The sequence below is a fragment of the Bradyrhizobium canariense genome (genome assembly GCF_900105125.1).
GTDB lineage: Bacteria > Pseudomonadota > Alphaproteobacteria > Rhizobiales > Xanthobacteraceae > Bradyrhizobium > Bradyrhizobium canariense_A.
Genome location: NZ_LT629750.1, coordinates 3598981 through 3618970 on the forward strand (window position 1 = coordinate 3598981; position 19990 = coordinate 3618970).

Consider the following 19990-nt stretch of genomic DNA (forward strand, 5'->3'; position numbering starts at 1 on the left):
CATTGAGTTGAAACACTGCTGGTAGCCCGCTTAAGCTTAGACGAACGGCTCGCGGTGTAAACGTTCTGTTGTGGCTAATTTTTCAGCATGCCAAAGTGGCGCAACCGTTACCCGCGCTGCGGACTTATCGTCGTAAACTTAAACTGGTCAGATCATGTTCGAAGCCCACTTCCAGACATTCGAAGAACCCGAAAGCGGCGTTGCGCTGACGGCGCGGCTGGCCGCGTTTCGCGAGGAATTGGCGCGGCGGAAACTCACGGGATTCGTGATTCCCCGCGCGGACCAGCAGCAGAATGAATATGTCGCGCCTTCGGAAGAACGGCTGGCCTGGCTGACCGGATTTACCGGATCGGCCGGAATGGCAATCGTGCTGACGCATCAGGCCGCACTGTTCGTCGACGGCCGCTACACCTTGCAGGCCGCAAAACAGGTCGATGCCAAGGCCTGGAGCGTGGAGTCGCTGATCGACCCGCCGCCGGAAAGCTGGCTGGCCGAGCATCTGGCCGCCGGTGATCGCCTCGGGTTTGACCCATGGCTGCACACTTCAGCGGCAGCCGAGCGGCTGGCCGTGGCCTGCGCTAGGGCTGGCGCCGAACTGGTGGCGGTCGAGACCAACCCGCTTGATTCCGTCTGGACCGAGCGCCCGGCGCCGCCGCTCGGCCCCGTCGCCATTCACGGCACGCAATTTTCCGGCGAAGCGGAGGGCCACAAGCTCAAGCGCATCCAGGAGGAGATCGGCAAGCTCGGCGCCGATGCGCTGGTGCTGTCGGATTCGCATGCGGTGGCGTGGACCTTCAATATCCGCGGCGCCGATGTCTCCCATACGCCGTTGCCGTTGTCCTATGCGCTGGTGCCGAAGAGCGGCCGGCCCACGGTTTTCATTGATCACCGCAAGCTCTCCAACAGCGCCCGCGATCATCTCGAGCAATCCGCCGATGTCGCCGAGCCCGAGGCGCTTGCGCCTGACCTTACCGCGCTCGCACAACGCGGCGCGGCCATCGCACTCGACAGCGCAACCGCGGCCGACGCCCTGAGCCGCCTGATCAATGCTGCCGGCGGCAGGGCGCTGCGCGGCAGCGATCCCGTCGCCTTGCTGAAGGCCTGCAAGAACGCAACCGAGATCGAAGGCACGCGGCAAGCGCACCGGCGCGATGCGGTGGCACTGGCGCGCTTCCTCGCCTGGATCGATCGCGAAGCGCCATCGGGCACGCTGACCGAGATCGACACCGTCGAGGCGCTGGAAACATTCCGCCGCGACACCGGCGCGCTCAAGGACGTGTCGTTTCCGACCATCGCCGGCACCGGGCCGAACGGCGCCATCGTGCATTACCGTGTCACCCGCAAGACCAACCGGCGGATCGCGCCCGGCGATCTCCTGCTGATTGATTCCGGCGCGCAATATCAAGACGGCACCACCGACGTCACCCGCACCATCGCGATCGGCGAGCCGACGGCGGAAATGCGCGACCGCTTTACCCGCGTGCTGCGCGGCCATATCGGAATCGCGCGCGCGGTATTCCCCGACGGCACCACCGGCGCGCAGATCGATACGCTGGCGCGGCAATTCCTCTGGCAGGCCGGCATCGATTTCGAGCACGGCACCGGCCACGGCGTCGGCAGCTATCTCTCGGTGCATGAAGGGCCGGCGCGGATTTCCAAGCTCGGCACCACGCCGCTCCGGCGCGGCATGATCCTGTCCAACGAGCCCGGCTATTACAAGACCGACGCGTTCGGGATCCGGATCGAGAATCTCGAACTGGTGGTCGGCGCTGATATCGCCGGCGCTGAGAAGCCGATGAATGCGTTCGAGACACTGACGCTGGCGCCGATCGACCGTCGCCTGATCGATCTGACGATGCTGAGCGAGCAGGAACTCGCCTGGCTCAACGACTATCACGCGCGGGTGCGCCGCGAAGTCCGGCCGCATGTGGATGAGGCGACCAAGGTCTGGCTCGACGCAGCGACGGCGGTGCTGAAAGCGTAACCGTCATCAACAGCCAAAGAGATTTCCTGTCGTCATTCCGGGATGGTCCGAAGGACCAGACCCGGAATCTCGAGATTCCGGGTTCGATGCTTTGCATCGCCCCGGAATGACGTGACTGCAGACAACCGTTGCGATGAGCGGCGACGGCCAGCCTCTCACTCCCCGATCAGCTTCAGCCATTCGTCTTCGGTCAGCACCGCAACGCCATGCTTCTTTGCCTCGTTGAGCTTCGAGCCCGCGCCCGGCCCGGCAACAACGTAATCCGTCTTCTTCGACACCGAACCCGCGGCCTTGGCTCCCAGCCGCTCGGCCGTGGCCTTGGCTTCATCGCGCGTCATCTTCTCCAGCGAGCCCGTGAACACCACGGTCTTGCCGGCGACGGCCGAATTGCTTTTCGGCCGTTCAGCGTCAAGGATCGTGACCTCCTTGGTCAACCGCTCGACGATGCCGCGGTTGTGGCTCTCGCCGAAATAAGCGGCGATGCTGGCGATTACGGTGTCACCGATCTGGTCCAGCGCATCCATCTCGGCGATGGTTTCCTCATCGCCCTTGGCAACTTTGAGGCAGGCGTCGTGAAATGCCTGCCAGGAGCCGTAGCCGCGCGCCAGCGCCAGCGCCGTGGTCTCGCCGACGTGACGCATGCCGAGCGCGAAAATGAAGCGCTCCAGCGAAATCCTGCGGCGATCCTCGATCGCGGCGAACAGGTTGCGCACCGAGGTTTCGCCATAGCCTTCGATCTGCTCGAGCTTGAGCTTGTTGTTGCGCGCGGGCAGCGTGAAGATATCGGCGGGCTCCTTCACCCATTCCTGCTCGAAGAAGAATTGGATCTGCTTTTCGCCTAATCCGTCGATGTCGAAGGCGCGGCGCGAGGCGAACAATTTCAGGTGCTCGATCTTCTGGAACGGACAAGCGAATTCGCCGGTGCAGCGGGCGCGCGCACCCTCCTCGCCAGTTGCGGTTTCCTCGCGCACCACGTCGGTATGCAGCGGGCACGGACATTTTTTCGGAAAGTGAAATATCTTTGCGTTCTTGGGACGTTTGTCGATGACGACATCGACTACTTGCGGAATCACGTCACCCGCGCGCTGGATGATGACGGTGTCGCCGATCCTGATATCGCGGCCCTCGCGCAACTGCTCGCCGTCGCCGCCGATGCCCCTGATGTAGTCCTCGTTATGCAGGGTCACGTTTTGCACGATGACGCCGCCGACGCCGACCGGATCGAGCTTGCCGACCGGCGTGAACGAGCCGGTGCGCCCGACCTGAATTTCGATGTCGTTCAGCACGGTCATGGCCCGCTCGGCCGGGAATTTATGCGCGATCGCCCAGCGCGGGGTGCGCGACACGAAGCCGAGACGTTCCTGCCAGTCGATCCGGTCGACCTTATAGACGACGCCGTCGATGTCGTAGTCGAGCTCGGCGCGCTGCTCCTCGATCTTGCGGTGAAACGCGATCAGTTCTTCGACCGAGTGACAAAGCCTGGTCAGCGGATTGGTCTTGAAGCCGCAGCGTTCGAACCAGCCGATCATGCCGGACTGCGTACCTTCGGGCATCGCGCTCATCTCGCCCCAGGCATAGGCGAAGAAGCCGAGCGGCCGTGACGCGGTGATAGTCGGATCCTTCTGGCGCAGCGAGCCGGCCGCTGAATTGCGCGGATTGGCAAAGATGGTGTCGCCGGCCGCCTTCTGCCGCTCATTGAGCGCGAGGAAGGCCTTCTTGGTCATGTAGACTTCGCCGCGCACCTCGCAGATGTCAGGCACGTTGCGACCCCTGAGCTTCTGCGGCACGTCCTCAAGGGTGCGGATATTGGTGGTGACGTCTTCACCTTCGGCGCCATCGCCACGGGTCGCGGCGGTGACAAGTGCGCCGCCTTCGTAACGCAGCGACATCGACAGCCCGTCGATCTTCGGCTCGGCGCTGAAGGCGATTTTGTCATCGCTGAGTTTGAGAAAGCGTTCGATGCGGCCAACGAAATCGAGCACGTCCTGTTCGGCGAATGCGTTGTCGAGCGACAGCATCGGCACCGCGTGGCGGACTTTTTTGAAGCGCCCGGACGGCGCTGCGCCGACTTTCTGCGACGGCGAGTCCGAGCTGACGAATTCCGGGAACCTGGCCTCGATGGCGTTGAAGCGCTGGCGCAACGCGTCGTATGCGGCATCGGACACGCTTGGCGCGTCTTCCTGGTAATAGCGCCTGTCGTGCCCCTCGAGCTCAAGCGCCAGCCGCTTCCACTCGACCTTGGCCTGCGCCTTGGCGAGTTTTGCCACGTCGGGGAGGGTTTTCGATTTTGCCTTGGTCGCCATGATGAAAATTATAGTACGTCATTCCGGAATGGTCCGCAGGACCATATACGGAATACCGCTATGAGGAGGCACAAGATTCCGGGTTCGACGCTTCGCATCGCCCCGGAATGACGGTGAAAATTATTGAGTTCGTCATTCCGGGATGGTCCGAAGGACCAGACCCGGAATCTCGAGATTCCGGGCTCGCACTTCACCCGTCCCGGGATGACAATGTAGTGGGGATCGGCGCTCATGGGCTACTACGTTTACATTTTGGCGAGCAGAAAAGATGGAGCAATGTATATCGGCGTAACCAACGACCTTGTGCGCCGGATCTACGAACACCGTACCAAGGCCGTTGCCGGCTTTGCTTCCAAATACAATATCACGCGGCTGGTTTGGTTTGAAATTTACGACGATCCGGTCTCCGCGATTTCCCGCGAGAAAGAACTCAAGAAATGGAAACGGGGCTGGAAGGTGCAATTGATCGAGGCACAAAATCCAGGTTGGGATGATTTGTACGAATCGATCTGCAACTGAGTTCGTCATTCCGGGGCGATGCGAAGCATCGAACCCGGAATCTCGAGATTCCGGGTTCGTCGCTGCCGCGACGCCCCGGAATGACAGCAAAACGGACGCCCGTGCTTGCGGAATTTACGCCGTCGCCGATTTCAGCAACCGTTCCGCGGCGGCCCTTGCCTCCGCGGTGATCTCGGCGCCGGCCAGCATGCGGGCGATTTCCTCGCGGCGGTGATCGGCGGCGAGCGCGTTGACGCGGGTGGCGACGCGCTTGCCCTTATCGAGCGCGTCCTTGGAAATCAGCAGATGCTGATCGGCGCGCGCGGCGACCTGCGGCGCATGCGTCACCGCCATCACCTGCACCTTGCCGGCGAGCCGCGCCAGCCGGGCGCCGATCGCGTCAGCCACGGCGCCGCCGACGCCGGTATCGATTTCGTCAAACACCAGCGTCGGCGCCGAACCGCGATCGGACAGCACGACCTTGAGCGCCAATAGAAACCGCGACAGCTCGCCGCCGGATGCGACTTTCATCAGCGGCCCCGGCTTGGTGCCGGGATTGGTCTGGACCCAGAATTCGACGCGATCGAAACCCTGCGGGCCTGGCGATGTCTGATCGGAGTCGACCTGCGTCATGAACTTGGCGCGCTCGAGCTTCAGCGGCGCGAGTTCGGCGTTGACCGCTTTATTGAGCTTTTCGGCGGATTTGCCGCGTGCCGCGGAGAGTTTGGTGGCGGCGGCGCTATAGTGCTTGTCCGCCTCGGTCGCCGCGGCCTCGAGCTTCTTCAACTGACCGGCGCCGGCGTCGATCAGCGCGACATCGGCGGCGTATTTCGCAGCAAGCGCGGCGAGGCCATCGACCGGCGTCGAATATTTGCGCGACGCCGCGCGCAGCGCGAACAGCCGCTCCTCAATGCGTTCAAGTTCGGAAGGGTCGAAGTCAGCGGCGATCAGCGCTGCGGTGAGGTGCTGATCGGCCTCCTCCAGCGCGTTGATGGCGGCATCGATCGCCTTTACCGCGGGCTCGACCAGATTGGGCGAATTGGCGGCGCGGCGCTCCAGCCGTCGCACGGCCGCCGAGAGCGTCGAGACCGGCGAATGATTGCCGCTGACGGCGTCCTGCGCCTCGCGCAAGTCGGCTGCGATCTTCTCGCCCTGCATCATCGTGGTGCGGCGGCCGGCGAGCGCGGTCTCCTCGCCGTCTTTGGGGTTAAGCGTCTTCAATTCATCGGCGGCATGGCGCAGGTAATCGGCCTCGCGGGCCGCGCGTTCCATCGCCGCGCGATGTTCGTCGAGCACCGTGTTCGCCGCGCGCCGTGCATCCCACAGTTTCTCCAGCGCGGCGACGTCCTTCTCAAGGCCTGCGAACGCATCGAGCAGACGGCGGTGGGTGGAGGCGTCGACCAGCGCGCGCTCGTCGTGCTGGCCATGAATCTCGACCAGCGCGGAACCAACCGCCTTCAAGGTCTGCACGCTGATCGCCTGATCGTTGATGAAGGCGCGGGTGCGGCCATCGGCGAGCTGCACGCGGCGCAGGATCATCTCGGAAGAATCTTCAGAACTCGTGTCATCGAGTCCGTTGTCGCTGAGAATCACCGATGCCGGATGTCCCTTCGGCACATCGAACACCGCCGTGACCTGTCCCTGTTCCACGCCATGGCGGACCAGGCCGGCATCGCCGCGGCCGCCGAGCGCCAGCGCGAAAGCATCGAGGAGAATGGATTTGCCCGCGCCGGTCTCGCCGGTCAGCACCGCAAGCCCACGGGAAAACTCGATATCGAGCCGTTCGATCAGGACGATGTCACGGATCGAAAGACGGGCCAGCATGCGAGATAAATTCCTAGCCGAGGCCCACCTTCTTGAAGGCCCTGCTGATCCAGGACCCCTGATTCTCGCTCGGCTCGAGACCGCCGGACTTTACAAGATTATAAGCGTCCTTGTACCAGCGGCTGTCCGGAAAATTGTGTCCAAGCACGGCGGCCGCGGTTTGCGCCTCGCCGACGATTCCGATCGCCATATAGGCCTCGGTGAGCCGCTCCAGCGCCTCTTCGACGTGGCGCGTGGTCTGATACTGGGTGACCACGGTCTTGAAGCGGTTGATGGCGGCGGTGTAGTCGCGCTTTTCCATGTAGTAGCGGCCGATAGCCATTTCCTTGCCGGCGAGCTGGTCGCGCGCGCCTTCGAGCTTGGCCTTGGCGCTGACGGCATATTCCGAGGTCGGATATTTGCGCACCACCTCTTCGAGCGCGGCGATGGCCTTTTCGGTGCGGCCCTGATCGCGGGAAGTGTCCGGAATCTGGTCGTAGTTCGACGCCGCGATCAGATATTGCGCGTAAGCCGCGTCGGGGCTGCCCGGATGCAGGGTGACGTAGCGGGTCGCCGCGCCGATGCAGCTATCGTAGTCACCGGCATCGTAATACGCATAGGCCGACATCAGCAGCGATTTGCGCGCCCATTCGGAATAAGGATGCTCGCGATCGACCTCCTCGAATTTCTTCGACGCGGCCTTCACGTCCTTTTTCTGATTCAGCAGGAACAGGCCCTCATTATAGAGCTTGTCCGCCGGCTCATCCTTGAAGGTGTCGTCCTTGGCGAAAAACTTGTCCCACAACGCACCGGTGCCGCAGCCGCTCAGCGGTATCGCGAGAACAGCCAGGCTTGCGGCCACGCGCAGTTGCCGCCCAAGCCAACGGAGGTCCGAAGAAGCGGAGAATTTACGTAACTCGCGCGCCATACGCCGTGCCATCATGGATTTAAGACCTGACGCCTTTGCTGCGGCGGCCGCCGCGCCCTCATGAACCCAGCTCATGAACGCAGTGATCATCATGCTCGCGGCGCTCTGCCTGCAACCGCCGGCCTGTGTAACCGAAAACGGTCCGGTAACCAACCGGGTACGCAGGCATTTCGCCCGGATTAAGGCGGTCGCAAGGCATCGTTAGCAATTGTGGTTACTTACGGAAACGAGGGTTGCCGAGCGTGCCCGTCAGGACACATCGAAGACGATGGTCAGGACAGGTCGAACACGACGGTCAGGAGACGCCAAGAGGCGCTCAGGACACATCGAAGACGATGTCAGGACACGTCAGGGCCGTAGGCCGGAGCGATCATGCCGCCCACCATCCCACTGCCGACTTCGGCGTAACCGCGCGAGCGGCGCGCCGCCTCGGACTCGATCACGCGCCAGGCGCTGCGGTCGGCCATCAGGGCCGTCAGCACCGCATGGTTGAGCTTGTGTCCGCCACGCACCGAGCGGTAGGCGCCGAGCAGAGGCAGGCCGGCAAGCGCGAGATCGCCGACAACGTCGAGCACCTTGTGGCGCGCGCATTCGTCGGGATAGCGCAGCCCTTCGCTGTTGAGCAGGCGGGTCTCGTCGAACACCACCGAATTCTCGAATGACGCACCGAGCGCGAAGCCCGCGCTCCACAGCCGCGCGACGTCGTTCATGCAGCCGAACGTCCGGGCGCGGGAAATCTCGCGACGGAACCGCTCCGGGCTGAGATCGAGCATGCAGCTCTGACGTCCAATCACCGGGTTGGCGAAGTCGATCTCGACTTCGGCGCGGAACCCGGCCGCGTAGGGGCGCAACTCACCGAAGGAGTCGCCCATCGCGACCTGCACCGGCTTCAAGACCTGGATGAAGCGGCGTGCCGCCGATTGCGTAACAACGCCAGCCTGATCGATCGCGGCAACGAACGCCGCGGCGCTGCCGTCCATGATCGGAACTTCCGGACCGTCGACTTCGATCGTGGCGTTGTCGACGCCCATGCCGCGCAGCGCTGCGAGCACATGTTCCGCGGTCGAGACCAGCGGACCGTTGCGATCGCCCAGCACCGTGGCGAATTCAGTTGCAATGACCGATTCTGCAATCGCCTGGACTTCGCGGTCGGAGCCGTCGAGTCCAGTGCGGACAAAAATAAAACCCGCATCGACAGATGCAGGTCCAATGGTCAGACTTACCGGTAAACCAGAATGAACACCGACGCCCGTTACGGTGGCTTGCGACCGAAGCGTTGTTTGGCGGCTAAATTTCATTCCAAGATCGCCCACTACCCGACTTAACCAAAGACTGGATCGGCCCGAGTTCCCATGCCGACTCGCCTCAGTATCCCCAAGTCACGGCAGACCATAGCCATTGCCTTTAAGAGCGCCACTCACGCTTTTTTACGGATTGTTACCCAACCTATGCCGCATTCGAGACAAAGGTTGACCAAATTCCGCCGCGGCTGGAGGCCGCTTCAAGCGCTTCATCTGACCCCAAAATACATAATTAATCATTTAATATCAGTTGCTTGGGAATCGAGCCAAAGGTCTCGACCATCCCAAAGACAAAGGCCCCGGCTGATCTAGCCGGGGCCTTATCCACAGTCTGGATTGTAACAATTTTCAGTTGGTCTGCCGCCGCAGAAAGGCGGGGATATCCAGATGGTCGTCGCCCTGTGGCGCCGGTGCAACAGGCGCGGGGCGGCCGTGGACGTCCAATCCTTGCGGCGGTGGCCGGCGAGCATACTCCGATACCGGCTCATGAGCCGCGATTTGCTGGGCGACCGAACGCTGGGGCTTGCGGTCCGGTAGTTGCGGCATCGGCGCCATTGCCGGGCCGGAGGCACGGGCCGCAATCGGCGGCTCGGTCTCCTCGTCGCGACGGCCGAGGCCGACATTGGCGAGGCGTTGCAGCAACGACATCCGGGTCTTTTGCGGATGTTCCTCCTCGACGTCGCCCCTGGCCTGCCGGATTTCGTTTTGCGCCGGCATCGGCAGATCTTCGAACTTCGGCATTCGCGGCGCCCGGGCCGGCGCGCGCTCGGCCGCCTGCGGGATGAACGTTTCGGGAGTAGCGACCTCACGCACCTCGACTTTCGCGACATCACGATCCGGGAACAATGTCGGCTTTTGCGCGATCGGGCGCACCGTGACATCGCCATAGGACGCAGGCTGCAGCGGTGCTTGCGCGACCGGATGTGCCGGTTCCGGCGCGACCGCAGCAGCGATGGCGGCGAGCGCCGCCCGTTCGACATTGCCCGCGGGGCGTTGCAGCGCAGCGGCAGGGGTCGCCTGCGCATGCGCGGGCGCGGCTTGCGCCGGCATCGAGGCTTCCAGCTTCTGGGCGCGCTCGGCCATCCGCGCATTGTCGGCGCGCAGGCGGGCGGTCAGGTCGGCAAGGCGGGAGTCCGGCGCCGGAGCGGCCGGAGCCGCAGCGTTGCCTGCAGGCGCGGCTGGCGCATTCGTATTGCGCGAGATCAGCGCCTGCTCGATGCCGGTGGCGACGACGGAGACGCGGATAATGCCATCGAGGGCTTCGTCGAAGGTGGCGCCGACGATGATGTTGGCGTCCTGATCGACTTCCTCGCGAATGCGGGTCGCAGCTTCGTCAACCTCGAACAGCGTCAGGTCCTTGCCGCCGGTGATCGAAATCAACAGGCCGCGGGCGCCCTTCATCGAGGAATCGTCAATCAGCGGGTTGGCGATCGCAGCCTCGGCCGCGGTCAGCGCGCGCTTCTCGCCGGAGGCTTCGCCGGTGCCCATCATCGCCTTGCCCATTTCGCGCATCACGGCGCGGACGTCGGCGAAGTCGAGATTGATCAGGCCTTCCTTGACCATCAGATCGGTGATGCAGGCGACGCCCGAATAGAGCACCTGGTCGGCCATCGCGAAGGCGTCGGCGAAGGTGGTTTTTTCGTTGGCGACCCGGAACAGGTTCTGGTTCGGGATGATCAAGAGCGTATCGACCACCTTGTGCAGCTCGAGGATACCCGCCTCGGCGGTGCGCATGCGGCGCGCGCCTTCGAAGTGAAACGGCTTGGTGACGACGCCGACGGTGAGGATGCCCATGTCGCGCGCGGTCTTGGCGATGACGGGGGCAGCGCCGGTGCCGGTGCCGCCGCCCATGCCGGCGGTGACGAACACCATATTGGCGCCGGAGAGATGGTCGCGGAGTTCGTCAATGACTTCCTGGGCGGCCGCCGCGCCGACGTCAGGCTGCGAACCGGCGCCGAGGCCCTGGGTGACCTGGGTGCCCATCTGCACGATGCGCTGCGCCTTGGACATCGTGAGCGCCTGCGCGTCGGTATTGGCGACGACGAAATCGACACCCTGCAGTCCCGCGGTGATCATGTTGTTGACGGCATTGCCGCCGGCTCCGCCTACGCCGAACACGGTAATCCGCGGCTTCAGCTCGCGAATATCAGGGACGTTGAGATTGATGGTCATGATTGCCTCTCGATTACGCGCGCGTTGGTCGCCCCGGCCGGCGGCCGCGGGAGTTGGTGGAAGTCCGGTGGGTGCGGAAAAGATTCATCAGAAGCCCTCGCGAAGCCATCGTCCGACCTTTCCGAAATAGCCGTCAGTCCCTGTCTTGAGCTGCCGCGTATGCCGCGGTTCGACGTGTTCAAGATGAGCGTATTGCGGATAGACCAGCAGGCCCGAGGGCACCGCGAATGACGCGCTCTTCGCCTCGTTGGGCAGCCGGCCAAAGCCGAGCGGACGGCCGATGCGCACCGGGCGGCCGAGGACCCGGGTTGCAAGTTCGAGGGTTCCGGTGAGCTGCGAGGCGCCGCCGCTCAATACAACCCGCGCCTTTGGCTCCGCCGCAAAGGGAGAATCCGCCAGGCGGTCCCGAACCATTTCAAAAATCTCCTCGGCGCGGTGCCGAACAATATTCGCAATCGTGGCGCGGGATATGATCTGTGGAAGATCGCGCTCATTGTCGCCGGCCGTTGGCACGGACATCAATTCGCGCGCATCAGACCCGCCGGTCAGCACGGTGCCATATAACGTCTTGATTCGCTCGGCATCCGCAATGCATGCGCTGATGCCGCGCGCAAGATCCATGGTGATGTGCTGGCCGCCCAGCGCGAAACCGCTGGCATGCACAAAGCGCCCGCCGCAATAGATCGCGATCGTGGTGGTTCCCGCCCCCATCTCCACCACGGCGGCGCCGATATCGGCCTCGTCGTCGGTCAGGACCGACAGGCCGGCCACGTAGGGAGCCGCCGCCATGGCCTCGACATTGAGATGGCAGCGTTCGACCACCAGCATCAGATTCTTGGCGACCGTCGCGTCCGACGTGACGACGTTCATGTCGACGCCGAACTGCCGCGCCACCATGCCACGGGGATCGCGAACGCCCTTGACGCCGTCGAGCGCGTAGCTGACCGGCAGCGCGTGCAGCACCGTGCGGCCCTCGCCGGTCGCGTGGCGCATGCCGGCCGAGGTGATCCGGCTGACATCGGCCGGCGTAACCGCGCCGCCCTTGACGTCGGCCGCGGCCTCGATCAGCTGGCCCTGCAGCCTTCCCGCCGACACCGACAACAGAACCGATTCAACCCGGACCTTGGCCATGCGCTCGGCCAGCGCCACGGTGTGACGCACGGCCTGTTCGCATTCGGCGAGATCGACCACGGCACCCGCCTTGACGCCGCGCGACTGGATCTGGCTGTAGCCGATCAACTCGACGGCATGGCTGCGGCCGCGCAGCGCCTCGTTCGGCGGGCATGGCTTCAGCCGCGCGATCATGCAGGCGATCTTGCTGGTGCCGATGTCGAGCGACGCCACCAGCGCGGTGCGCTTCTGCGACATCGGCCGCGTCTTCGGCGTCTGGTTGCGGTTAAGGCCGGTCATGCATCACCGGCTTTCTTCTTCGGCTTTTTGTCCTTGAACAGTTCTTCGCGGGCCTTGGCGGCGTCATCGGACAATTGCACCGTCAGCCGGTCCGGCAGGCGCATATCGACGGCGACAATGTCGCGCGAGAACAGTCTGTCCTCCTGGTCGAGTTTGCTCAATTCCGCCAGTGCGTTGCCGACGTCGTTTTCCGGCAGCCGGATGTCGAGGCCATCCTTGAGCCGCAGATTCCAGCGCCGCTCGCCGACGAAAATCGCGGCCTTGGTCACCGACAGTACCTGCGGATAACGATCGAGCAGCGCCAGGAAATCCTTGGCGCGGGTTTCGGCGCCCTCGCCGACCACCAGCGGCAGCGCCAGGAAGCGCCGCGCCACGTAAGGCTCCAGCACCGCACCGTCATCGGCAATCACGGCGAGGCGGCCATCGAGCTGCCACAGCGCAAACGCCGAGCGCTCGACGATGTTGATCTGGAGCTGGCCGGGATAAAACTTCAGCACCGTCGCGTCCGCGATCCAGGGATTGCCTTTCAGCTTGCTGCGGACCGCGTCGGCGTCGAGGAACAACAGCGACGAGCGGCCATTAACGCCGCCGCTCGCGAGCACTTCGTCCTGGGTCAATTGCTTGCGGCCATTGATGACGACCGTCTTGATGCGGAAGCCGGCGGAATTGGCCAGCGCGTTGCGGGTGTCGCTCAAAGCCGCGGTCAATTCGTCGACATGGCCGCCTTTGACGATGCCGAGGCCGGCGCTGCCAAACAGGATCAGAACGGTCGCGGCAACGCCGACGCGATTCGGCAGATAGCGCTCGACGAACATGATCAGGCGATGCGGATCTCGCTCGCGGGTACGCGGCTCGGCGGGCGCACGACGGCGGCCGAACCACTCGCGCAACAGCACGGCCGCGCCAATGGCGGCCGCTCTCAGATCAGCTTGGGGCCTCGGCGATCTCTGCGATCGAGCGAGGCGTCCTGCACCATCCATTGCACAAGCTCGTCAAATGTTGTGCCCGCAAAAAAACTTGCGGGCCTGGCACAGGTGACGTCTCGGTCGTGCCGGGCTGGGTGTTGACCTCGAGGCACCAGAAGCCCCAGTCCCTCGATGCGGTCGTCGAAGCGGAAATCCGCGACAGCTCACGCCCCGGCAGCCAAGCGCCACACGCGCCGCCAGCGTTAACCTTCGGCCTTCCTGGTAAACAAAAGGTAAATGCGGTTCAGGCAGGGCGCGATTTGATCAGCCCTGTGAGTAGTTTGTTTAATATTCGTGAAGTTTTTACCAATGGAACCCGCTCGGCCCCCCGATCGGTTCCAAACCGACAACCAATGCGGTGAATATCTTCCAGAAACTATTTTTGCGTGTGTCTCGTCGCCAGCGTGATCTGGTCGCGCAGGAAATCGGCGAATTCGATCCCTTCCGCCTTCAGCGCCTTCGGATAAAGCGAAGCCTTGGTCAAACCGGGAAGCGTATTGGTTTCGAGATAGATCGGCCCTTTTCCCGAGACGATGAAGTCGGAACGGGAATAGCCGCGGCACGACAGCGCGTGGTGGGCCTTGAGCGCCTGCTGCATGATTTCAGCCGATATCTCGGGCGTGAAGCGTCCGGGACAAATTTCCTGCGTCGCTTTCGCCAGATATTTCGCCGTGTAGTCGAAGCCGCCATCGGCCGGAACGATCTCGATCGGCGGCAGCGCCACCACCGAACCGTCGAGCTTTTCCAGCACGCCGCAGGTCGCTTCCACGCCGGCGACGAACGGTTCGATCAGATAGTCTTCGGTCTTGGCCGCATTGCGGACCGCGACGAGATCCTGCTTGGCATTGACGAAGATCAGGCCGTAGCTCGATCCATCCTTGACCGGCTTGGCAATCAGCCTGCCATATTCGGCCAGCGCCCGCTCGGCATCGGGCAGCGCCACGCCGGGCGTCGTCTTCACCCCCGCAATCACAGCGAAGCGCTTGGCGGCCACCTTGTCGAAGGCAAGATGCGACGAAGCGGAGCCGGAACCGGTGAACGGAATTCCGCGCATTTCGCACATGGCCTGGAGTTCGCCGTTTTCCGCGGTGCCGCCGTGCAAGCCCAGCACCAGCAGCCGGTTCTCGATCTGCGCCCTGTCAAGCGCGCGTTCGATGAGGCCTAGGCTCGGCGTATCCGGCTTGAGCGGCTCCTCGAACGGCCGCGCATGATTGAGAAGCGTTTTGGACGCGGTTTCATGCACGCTGTCATCGGCATCCCAGAACCACAGATCGGCTTCTGGCAAAGCAGAATGAAGCGCCTGGGCGCTCGCCACCGACACCAGGCGCTCTTTATTCGTGCCGCCGAAAAGAATGGTGATCCGCATCATTTCGTTCCGCTGGTCCATCTCTTTCGTCATTCCGGGATGTGCCGGAGGCACAGACCCGGAATCTTCTTTGCAGACAATCTCGGGATTCCCCGATGTGCAATTGCACATCTGAGGTTCGCGCGTTCGGGCGCGCCCCGGGATGACAACTATGCCGGAATCCCGATCCGCTTGATTTCCCAGTGTAGCTCAATTCCGGAATTTTCCTTCACCCGCGCGCGGACGGTCTCTCCAAGCATTTCAATATCATGCCCGGTCGCGCTGCCAGTGTTGATCAGGAAATTGCAGTGCATTTCCGACACTTGTGCGCCGCCGACACGCAAGCCGCGACAGCCCGCCGCGTCGATCAGTTTCCACGCGCTGTTGTCGGGCGGATTCTTGAAGGTCGAGCCGCCGGTTTTTTCCCGGATCGGCTGCGCGGTTTCGCGATGGCTTTGCACCTCGGCCATCCGCTCACGAATCACTTCCGGCGCGGTGATCGGGCCACGAAAGCGTGCGGCCGTAAAAATGATCGAGGGATCGACACCGTTGTTGCGATAAACGAATTTCATCTGCGCATTTGTGAACCGGCGCTTGCTGCCGTCGCGGCCGACGCCCGACGCCTCGATCAGGACATCCCTGGTCTCGCTGCCATTGGCGCCGGCGTTCATGCGCAGCGCGCCGCCGATGGTGCCGGGAATGCCAAAGAAAAACTCCAGCCCGCCGATATTGGCCGCCGCCGCCGTCTCGGCCACGCGCTTGTCGAGCGCGGCAGTCCCGGCGCTGACGATATCGCCGTCGGCGCTGGTCTCGCCGAACGCACGCGGTGACAACCGGATCACCACGCCCGGCATGCCGCCGTCGCGCACAATCAAATTGGAACCGACACCAACGACATACACTGGAAGTTCGTCCGGCAAGTGCTTGAGGAAATAAGCAAGATCGTCTTCATCCGACGGCGTGAACAATATCTGCGCCGGGCCGCCGACCCGAAACCATGTCAGCTCGGCGAGCGACTGATTTGCGAGCAGCCGCCCGCGCAACTCCGGCATCGCGGCTTTGAGGTCGGGCGTGATGTCGGGAAAGGTCATGTCGCCGCCACGAGGCACAGTCGGCCCTCTCCCCCCTTGCGGGGGAGAGTTGGAGAGGGGGGTACCACGAACTCCGGCGTCTGCGGCTTACCCCCCGCCCTAACCCTCCCCCAACGCAAGTCGGGCCTGCCCGACTTGCTTAAGATTAAAATGCGCAACCGAGGTAGACCTCGGTTGCGGGGGGGAGGGAATGGCGAAAGTAAGCCCGGCCACGACAAGCTTGAAAACCGAGCAGCCATCATCCCAGCGCCTTCAGTTCGCCCGGCAGCGCGTAGGCCCATTGCGTGATGTTGCCGGCACCGAGGCAAACAACGAGATCGCCACGGCCAGCAAGGCCGTGAATCACTTTTGCAAGCTCCGTGGAATTCTGCAGCGGGATCACTTCGCGGTGGCCATGGGCGCGCAAGCCCAGCACAAAATGGTCGCGGTCGATGCCCGGGATCGGCGCTTCGCCGGCCGGATAGACTTCGGCGACGACGACCGCATCGGCATCGTTGAAGCAGGTGCAAAATTCCTCGAACAGCGATTGCAGCCGGGTGAAGCGATGCGGCTGCACCACGGCGATGATCTTGCCGTTGGTGGATTCGCGCGCCGCCCTCAGGACGGCGGCGATCTCGACCGGGTGATGGCCGTAATCGTCGATGACGGTAACGCCGTTCCATTCGCCTGTCTTGGTGAAGCGCCGCTTGACGCCGCCAAACCCCGCGATCGCCTTTCTGATGACGTCGTCCGAAAGTCCGAGTTCGTGGGCGACTGCAATCGCGGCCGTGGCGTTGAGGGCGTTGTGCCGGCCCGGCATCGGCAGCCTGATATCGGCGATCTCATGCGTCGCATCGGTCTTGCGGTTGCGGAACACGACCTTGAAGCTGGATCCGCCACCGTTCGGAGTAAGATCGACCAGCCGCGCATCGGACTGCGGATTTTCACCATAGGTGATGATGCGGCGATCCTCGATCTTGCCGACGATGGTCTGCACGACGGGATGATCGATGCACATCACGGCGAAACCGTAGAACGGCACGTTCTCGACAAAACTGCGGAACGCGTCCTGCACCGCCTCGAACGTCTTGAAGTGATCGAGATGCTCGGGATCGACATTGGTGACGATGGCGACATCGGTCGGCAGTTTCAGAAAGGTGCCGTCGCTTTCGTCGGCCTCCACCACCATCCAGTCGCCGGCGCCTAGCCGGGCATTGGTGCCATAGGCATTGATGATGCCGCCATTGATGACGGTCGGATCGAGGTCGCCGGCGTCGAGCAGCGCCGCCACCATCGAGGTCGTCGTGGTCTTGCCGTGGGTTCCGGCGATCGCGACGCAGCTTTTCAGCCGCATCAATTCAGCCAGCATTTCGGCGCGCCGCACCACGGGAATGCGCTGCGCGCGGGCCGCCATCAATTCGGGATTGTCGCGCTTGATCGCGGTCGACACCACGACCACGTCGGCACCGTCGACGTTCTCGGCCTTGTGGCCGACGGAGATCTTGACGCCCTTGTCGCGCAGCCGCGCGACATTGCCGCTCTCCGACGCGTCCGAGCCCTGCACGGTGTAGCCGAGATTGCAGAGCACTTCCGCGATGCCGCTCATGCCGATGCCGCCGATCCCGACGAAGTGGATGGGTCCGATCTCGCGCGGCAGTCTCATGGTTGTTTCCTTAACGGCCTCGTCCGCAATTGAACGGTCCAATATGTCGCGAAGCAAATCAGCCCGCATAGCGTACTGGATGCCCCGCTTTCGCGCAGCAATACAAGGGCATTTTTACGTCATTCCGGGGCGACGCCCACGGGTCCGCGCAAAGCGCGGCCCGATGACAGGCTCCGCGGCGAACCCGGAATCTCGAGATTCCGGATCGGACCGCTTCGCGACCCGTCCGGAATGACTGGACGTCAGATTCCGGCGACTTTCGCGACCAGATCGGCCAGCCGCTCGGCGGCATCGAGCCGCCCCACGGTGCGAGCCTTGGTGGCCATCGCTGTGAGGCGCGCCGGCTCGGCAGCGAGCGCGGAGATTTCCGCAGCCAGCCGGTCGGGTTTGAATTCCGCCTGCACGATGCGAATCGCACCGCCCGCCTCTGCCAGCACGCCGGCATTGGCGAATTGATCCTGATCGATCGCGCCGGGCAGCGGCACTAAAATAGAGGGCCGGCCGATGGCGCCAAGCTCAGCCACCGTGCCGGCGCCGGACCGCGAGATCACCAGATGGTTCGACGCCAGCCGCGCCGGCAGATCATTGAAAAAGGGCGCCAGTTCCGCATTGATCTTGAGCCGGTCATAGACCGCGCGAACCCGTGCCATATCCTCTTCGCGAACCTGCTGGGTGAGGACCAGCCTGCTCCACAGCACAGGCTCGAGATGCTCGATCGCGCCGGGCACGATATCGCTCATGACCCGCGCGCCCTGGCTGCCGCCGACTACCAGCACACGAAGCGGTCCGTCCGGTTCCGGCGAAACATATTTCACCGCGGCGGCCGCCAGAATGGCCGGACGCATCGGCGTGCCAACCGTGGTCGTTTTACTCGCCAGCGCCGGATCGCGATCGAGCACGCCGGGCAGCGAAGTCGCAATCGCGCTGACGCGGCTTGAGAGAAAGCGATTGGCGCGGCCGAGCACGGCGTTGGCGTCGTGGACGATGCCGGGTACGCTGAGCAGCCGTGCCGCAATCAGCGGCGGCACGGTCGGATAACCGCCGAAGCCGACCACCGCCACCGGCTTCAACCTGCGCACCAGATTGAGCGCCACGGCCGTCCCATAGCCGAGCATCAGGCCGGTCGCGGCCAGTGACCACGGCGTGCGGCTGCGCACAGTCGCGCTCGGCACCACGTCGATCGTGTCTTTGGAGAACAATCCGCTATAGCGCAGCGCGCGGGCATCGGTGGCAAGGCGCACGCGATAGCCGCGCCTGATCAGTTCGACGCCGAGCGCTTCGGCGGGAAACAGATGGCCGCCGGTGCCGCCCGCCGCCAGCAGAATGAGAGGCGCATTGTCCATGGCTTCCAATCGTCGACGGCGCGGCGTTCGTCAAGCGTAGCCGCGCAATGCGTTGGCGTCACCGATCGATTCCATCTCGGTGCGCGGCCGATGTCGGGTCAGGGCCAGCATCATGCCGACGCCGTAGGCCAGCGAAACAATCGACGAGCCGCCATAGGAGATGAACGGCAGCGTCATGCCCTTGGCCGGTATCAGTTGCAGATTGACCGACATGTTGATCGCGGCCTGCACGCCGAACAACACCGCAAGGCCGGACGCCGCAAAGCGCGCGAACATGTCCTCGCTGGCGTAGGCGCGCGACAATGCGCGGATCACGATAAAGGCGAACAGGGACAGCAGCACCAGACAGAGCACGATTCCAAATTCTTCCGCCGCCACCGCGAACACGAAATCGGTGTGGCTGTCCGGCAGGCTTCGCTTGGCGATGCCTTCGCCGGGCCCAAGCCCGAACCAGCCGCCATTGTAGAAGGCCTCCAGCGCGGTATCGACCTGAAAGGTGTCGCCCGATGAGGGATTCATGAAGCGCTGGATGCGCCCGGCGACGTGCGGCACCAGCAGATAGGCGCCGAACAGCCCGGCGCTCGCAACGCCCGCAAGCCCCATCACCCAGACCATCCGCATGCCCGCGATGAAGAACAGCGAGCCCCACACCATCGAGATCAGCATGGTCTGGCCGAAATCGGGTTCCATCACCAGCAGCGACACCAGCGTCAGCAACAGCATCAGCGCCATCGAGGTTGCCGGCATCTCCGGCCGCTTGGTCGATTCTGCAAACAGCCACGCCGACAGCACCACGAAGGCGGGCTTGGCGGATTCGGAGGCCTGGATGTTGACGCCGATCAGGGTGATCCAGCGCCGCGAGCCCTTCACTTCGGGGCCGATCAGCAGCGTCGCCACGATCAGCGCGATTGAGACCGCGAACACGATCAGCGCGCTGCGGCGGATCTGCTTCGGCGACAGGAACGAAACGGCGATCATCACCGTGAAGGCAGGAACCAGGAACATCACGTGGTGATTGAAGAAGTGGAACGGATCGAGCCCGATCCGCACCGCAACCGGCGGGCTCGCCGCCAGCGACAGAATAATGCCGGCCAGCATCAGCACGATGATCGCGGCGAGCTGCAGGCGGTCGACGGTCCACCACCATTCGCTTAAGGGCGTGCGTTGTTCACGGGAGATCATGGGCGTTCCCACACGGCGGAGGT

The 19990-nt window shown here is 63.6% G+C and carries 14 protein-coding genes and 1 pseudogene; 2 read left to right on the forward strand and 13 right to left on the reverse strand.

Annotation, left to right across the window (positions count from 1 at the left end; all coding sequences use genetic code 11):
• The first annotated feature begins 154 nt into the window (after nt 1-154).
• Nucleotides 155-1984, forward strand: coding sequence for an aminopeptidase P family protein (locus tag BLV09_RS17245; protein ID WP_146688199.1), 1830 nt, complete (start codon nt 155-157; stop codon nt 1982-1984).
• Nucleotides 1985-2139: 155 nt separating this feature from the next.
• On the opposite strand, the gene ligA is transcribed toward BLV09_RS17245, so the two are convergent.
• Complete coding sequence (gene ligA / locus BLV09_RS17255) at nt 2140-4287, reverse strand: NAD-dependent DNA ligase LigA (RefSeq protein ID WP_167558769.1); 2148 nt, start codon at nt 4285-4287, stop codon at nt 2140-2142.
• A gap of 231 nt (nt 4288-4518) precedes the next feature.
• Between ligA and BLV09_RS17260 the strand changes: the two genes are divergently transcribed.
• Nucleotides 4519-4806, forward strand: a complete 288-nt coding sequence (locus tag BLV09_RS17260) for a GIY-YIG nuclease family protein (protein ID WP_146688202.1) — start codon at nt 4519-4521, stop codon at nt 4804-4806.
• A 114-nt stretch (nt 4807-4920) separates the two neighbouring features.
• On the opposite strand, the gene recN is transcribed toward BLV09_RS17260, so the two are convergent.
• The 12 genes and pseudogenes from recN to ftsW form a co-directional block, all read right to left on the reverse strand.
• A complete protein-coding gene (gene recN, locus BLV09_RS17265; protein ID WP_146688203.1) occupies nt 4921-6609 on the reverse strand; it encodes a DNA repair protein RecN in 1689 nt (562 codons plus the stop codon).
• A 13-nt stretch (nt 6610-6622) separates the two neighbouring features.
• Nucleotides 6623-7516, reverse strand: a complete 894-nt coding sequence (locus tag BLV09_RS17270) for an outer membrane protein assembly factor BamD (protein ID WP_433994428.1) — start codon at nt 7514-7516, stop codon at nt 6623-6625.
• Between the two features lie 338 nt (nt 7517-7854).
• Complete coding sequence (gene lpxC / locus BLV09_RS17275; RefSeq protein WP_146688204.1) at nt 7855-8814, reverse strand: UDP-3-O-acyl-N-acetylglucosamine deacetylase; 960 nt, start codon at nt 8812-8814, stop codon at nt 7855-7857.
• Between the two features lie 351 nt (nt 8815-9165).
• Nucleotides 9166-10989: a cell division protein FtsZ gene (gene ftsZ, locus BLV09_RS17280; RefSeq protein WP_146688205.1), complete on the reverse strand. Its 1824-nt coding sequence runs from the start codon at nt 10987-10989 to the stop codon at nt 9166-9168.
• A gap of 87 nt (nt 10990-11076) precedes the next feature.
• Nucleotides 11077-12399, reverse strand: a complete 1323-nt coding sequence (gene ftsA, locus BLV09_RS17285; protein ID WP_100383623.1) for a cell division protein FtsA — start codon at nt 12397-12399, stop codon at nt 11077-11079.
• On the reverse strand, nt 12396-13379 hold the full coding sequence (locus BLV09_RS17290; RefSeq protein ID WP_146688206.1) for a cell division protein FtsQ/DivIB: 984 nt from the start codon (nt 13377-13379) through the stop codon (nt 12396-12398). Before BLV09_RS17290 ends, ftsA begins: the two co-directional genes overlap by 4 nt.
• A pseudogene (locus tag BLV09_RS17295) lies at nt 13319-13628 on the reverse strand (D-alanine--D-alanine ligase); the annotation flags it as partial. The gene BLV09_RS17290 and the pseudogene BLV09_RS17295, both read right to left, overlap by 61 nt.
• Before the next feature lie 112 nt (nt 13629-13740).
• Nucleotides 13741-14730, reverse strand: coding sequence for a D-alanine--D-alanine ligase family protein (locus BLV09_RS17300; protein WP_146691169.1), 990 nt, complete (start codon nt 14728-14730; stop codon nt 13741-13743).
• Between the two features lie 149 nt (nt 14731-14879).
• On the reverse strand, nt 14880-15800 hold the full coding sequence (gene murB / locus BLV09_RS17305; protein WP_146688207.1) for a UDP-N-acetylmuramate dehydrogenase: 921 nt from the start codon (nt 15798-15800) through the stop codon (nt 14880-14882).
• A gap of 238 nt (nt 15801-16038) precedes the next feature.
• On the reverse strand, nt 16039-17442 hold the full coding sequence (murC, locus tag BLV09_RS17310; RefSeq protein ID WP_100387125.1) for a UDP-N-acetylmuramate--L-alanine ligase: 1404 nt from the start codon (nt 17440-17442) through the stop codon (nt 16039-16041).
• 242 nt (nt 17443-17684) lie between these two features.
• On the reverse strand, nt 17685-18785 hold the full coding sequence (murG, locus tag BLV09_RS17315; protein ID WP_146688208.1) for an undecaprenyldiphospho-muramoylpentapeptide beta-N-acetylglucosaminyltransferase: 1101 nt from the start codon (nt 18783-18785) through the stop codon (nt 17685-17687).
• A gap of 30 nt (nt 18786-18815) precedes the next feature.
• The gene (gene ftsW, locus BLV09_RS17320) at nt 18816-19967 is read right to left on the reverse strand and encodes a putative lipid II flippase FtsW (RefSeq protein WP_100383627.1); all 1152 of its coding nucleotides are present in this window, start codon (nt 19965-19967) and stop codon (nt 18816-18818) included.
• Nucleotides 19968-19990: the final 23 nt, after the last annotated feature.

What these genes read in the sequence shown, in the direction of transcription:
- recN (WP_146688203.1), bottom strand. Translation starts at nt 6,609, where the DNA reads ATGCTGGCCCGTCTTTCGATCCGTGACATCGTCCTGATCGAACGGCTC.
- murG (WP_146688208.1), bottom strand. Translation starts at nt 18,785, where the DNA reads ATGGACAATGCGCCTCTCATTCTGCTGGCGGCGGGCGGCACCGGCGGC.
- BLV09_RS17270 (WP_433994428.1), bottom strand. Translation starts at nt 7,516, where the DNA reads ATGGCGCGCGAGTTACGTAAATTCTCCGCTTCTTCGGACCTCCGTTGG.
- ligA (WP_167558769.1), bottom strand. Translation starts at nt 4,287, where the DNA reads ATGGCGACCAAGGCAAAATCGAAAACCCTCCCCGACGTGGCAAAACTC.
- ftsA (WP_100383623.1), bottom strand. Translation starts at nt 12,399, where the DNA reads ATGACCGGCCTTAACCGCAACCAGACGCCGAAGACGCGGCCGATGTCG.
- lpxC (WP_146688204.1), bottom strand. Translation starts at nt 8,814, where the DNA reads ATGAAATTTAGCCGCCAAACAACGCTTCGGTCGCAAGCCACCGTAACG.
- BLV09_RS17260 (WP_146688202.1), top strand. Translation starts at nt 4,519, where the DNA reads ATGGGCTACTACGTTTACATTTTGGCGAGCAGAAAAGATGGAGCAATG.
- BLV09_RS17300 (WP_146691169.1), bottom strand. Translation starts at nt 14,730, where the DNA reads ATGCGGATCACCATTCTTTTCGGCGGCACGAATAAAGAGCGCCTGGTG.
- ftsW (WP_100383627.1), bottom strand. Translation starts at nt 19,967, where the DNA reads ATGATCTCCCGTGAACAACGCACGCCCTTAAGCGAATGGTGGTGGACC.
- murC (WP_100387125.1), bottom strand. Translation starts at nt 17,442, where the DNA reads ATGAGACTGCCGCGCGAGATCGGACCCATCCACTTCGTCGGGATCGGC.
- ftsZ (WP_146688205.1), bottom strand. Translation starts at nt 10,989, where the DNA reads ATGACCATCAATCTCAACGTCCCTGATATTCGCGAGCTGAAGCCGCGG.
- murB (WP_146688207.1), bottom strand. Translation starts at nt 15,800, where the DNA reads ATGACCTTTCCCGACATCACGCCCGACCTCAAAGCCGCGATGCCGGAG.
- BLV09_RS17290 (WP_146688206.1), bottom strand. Translation starts at nt 13,379, where the DNA reads ATGGATGGTGCAGGACGCCTCGCTCGATCGCAGAGATCGCCGAGGCCC.
- BLV09_RS17245 (WP_146688199.1), top strand. Translation starts at nt 155, where the DNA reads ATGTTCGAAGCCCACTTCCAGACATTCGAAGAACCCGAAAGCGGCGTT.